The sequence below is a fragment of the uncultured Planktosalinus sp. genome, from assembly GCF_963973675.1.
Taxonomy (GTDB): Bacteria; Bacteroidota; Bacteroidia; order Flavobacteriales; family Flavobacteriaceae; genus Planktosalinus.
Genome location: NZ_CAXBAN010000391.1, coordinates 1 through 2387, shown reverse-complemented (window position 1 = coordinate 2387; position 2387 = coordinate 1). Strand labels below are relative to the sequence as shown.

General features: G+C 38.2%; 2 protein-coding genes and 1 pseudogene. 2 read left to right on the top strand and 1 reads right to left on the bottom strand.

Annotated features, from left to right (window positions below; all coding sequences use genetic code 11):
* A pseudogene (locus tag AACY61_RS12470) lies at nt 1-1020 on the top strand (hydroxymethylglutaryl-CoA reductase); the annotation flags it as partial.
* A gap of 1 nt (nt 1021) precedes the next feature.
* A complete protein-coding gene (locus tag AACY61_RS12465; protein WP_339611905.1) occupies nt 1022-1930 on the top strand; it encodes a GYDIA family GHMP kinase in 909 nt (302 codons plus the stop codon).
* A gap of 53 nt (nt 1931-1983) precedes the next feature.
* On the opposite strand, the gene AACY61_RS12460 is transcribed toward AACY61_RS12465, so the two are convergent.
* The coding region (locus tag AACY61_RS12460; RefSeq protein WP_339611903.1) for a peptidyl-prolyl cis-trans isomerase at nt 1984-2387 on the bottom strand (404 nt) is incomplete at its 5' end.

Here is a 2387-nt window from a genome sequence, read left to right as displayed (position 1 = left end):
AATGCTGCAAAATTCTGGATGGACCGTGGCGGGTTTTAGGCTGAAGTAATTTCAACCACCAAAAACGGCCAGGTACATTTTAATTATACCGGTGAAAAAGAAGCGCTGATTGATTTTTTTAAAACAATAAAACCCCGTTTAGTTAATTCAATCGCATCGCTTGAATCCAGTATGAAAAAACGGGGCGGCGGACTTTTAGACATTAGCCTGGTTGACAAAACTCAGGCGCTGGAAGACTATTATTATTTGCACTGCACCTTTGAAACAGCCGATGCCATGGGTGCCAATTTTATAAACAGCTGTCTGGAGCAATTGGCCAAGACCCTTAAAGAAGAAGCTGAAAAACACTCGTTACCTCTTGAAATAGTAATGAGTATTTTATCCAACTATGTTCCTGAATGCTTAGTAAAGGCAAGTGTTTCCTGCAAAGTAGACGCACTCAGTACACCCGAATTTGACGGAACGCAGTTTGCTGAAAAGTTTGTAAGAGCTGTAGCTATTGCAAAGCACGAGCCCCGCAGGGCAGTGACTCACAACAAAGGCATCATGAATGGGATTGACGCCGTGATCCTGGCCACCGGAAATGATTTCAGAGCTGTGGAAGCCGGTATTCACGCCTATGCTTCTAAAGAAGGAATCTACAAAAGTTTAACGCACGCACAGATTAAGAACGGTGTTTTTCATTTTTCGATTGAAATTCCTTTAGCCATAGGAACCGTTGGCGGACTGACTTCTCTTCATCCACTTGTAAAGGTCGCTCTAGCAATGTTACAAAAACCCAAGGCTTCAGAATTGATGCAAATTATTGCCGTAGCGGGGCTGGCTCAAAATTTTGCGGCTGTTAAATCGCTTGTTACTACGGGCATTCAGCAGGGACATATGAAAATGCATTTGATGAATATTCTGAATCAGTTGAATGCAACAAGTATTGAAAAAGAACAAGCGGTCAAACATTTTAAAGATAACACAGTAACTCACAATGCGGCCATTCAATTTATCAAAACATTAAGAAAAAATTAATTTGAAAACCTCCTTTTACAGCAACGGAAAACTATTGCTCAGCGCTGAATATTTTGTGTTAGATGGTGCAGAAGCCCTGGCTATTCCAACAAAATACGGACAAAGTCTTGAGGTCAATTTGATAACTGAAGCCCTGCTTAACTGGAAAAGTTTTGATCATCAAAATAAAGTGTGGTTTGAAGGAAGTTTTGATATTGAAAATTCTTTACAAATTCGCTCTTGCTCAAATGAAAAAATCGCTCATACTTTACAGACCATTTTGAGTGAGGCTAAAAAGCTGAACCCGCTTTTTCTTAATAGGCAGCAAGGAATAGAGGTAAAAAGTAATATGACTTTTCCAAGAGAATGGGGGCTGGGAAGCTCTTCAACATTAATCAATAATATTGCCCAATGGGCAAAAGTAGACGCCTATGAATTGCTGCGCACAAGTTTTGGTGGAAGCGGTTATGACATTGCGTGTGCACAACACAGCACACCTTTGATTTATTCCAATAAAACGAATCCATCCACTGTAAAAAATGTGGCATTCAAGCCTTCATTTTCTGATGCTCTCTTTTTTGTTTACCTAAATAAAAAAAAGGATAGTAAAGAGGCGATTCATTATTATAAAAAAAACACCGTAATCACACTAAAACAACTTGCTGAATTTAATGAACTTACACAGGAGTTTTTAAAAGCCACTTCTTTACCCACTTTTGAAAAGGTTCTGAACAGGCACGAAAACTTAGTCTCAAGTCTTTTAGGTTTGGAAAAAGTAAAAGACCGCCTTTTTTCTGATTATGGAGGAGCCGTCAAAAGTTTGGGGGGCTGGGGTGGAGATTTTATTTTAGCCACCGGAGAGGAAGCTACTTCCTATTTTAAAAATAAGGGATATGAGGTAGTCATCCCTTACAGTGAAATGATTAAATAAAAAAACCTTTCATTGAGTTGAAAGGTTTTTTTATTTGTGAATAGTTAGATTAATTAATAAAAGTTTGCTCTTCTATCATCAATATCTGCTTTTTTCTTCAGAGCATTAAATACTCCTGTGGTTAGTCCGGCAGTTCTTCTATTTTTCAACTGAGTTACATAAGCTGAATAGTTTTGAACGTCAGCAGCTTCTGTTTTTGAAAGAACTCTTACTTTATAAACACCATTTCTTCCTTCAATAAGCCCTGAGGTTTCTCCTTGGTCCAAACCAAATGCAGCACCAACAACTTTTGGTTCAGTACCTGCATCGGGTATAACAGGTGATTTTCTATTCAAAGCATTTGCTCTTTTTACTGTAGTATTATGTGCTGAAGCAATTTCTTCGAGAGTAGTTTCATTGATTGAAGCCATTAATTGTTTTGCTTTTTTCTCTTTTTTAACCAAAGGAGTTACTTGCG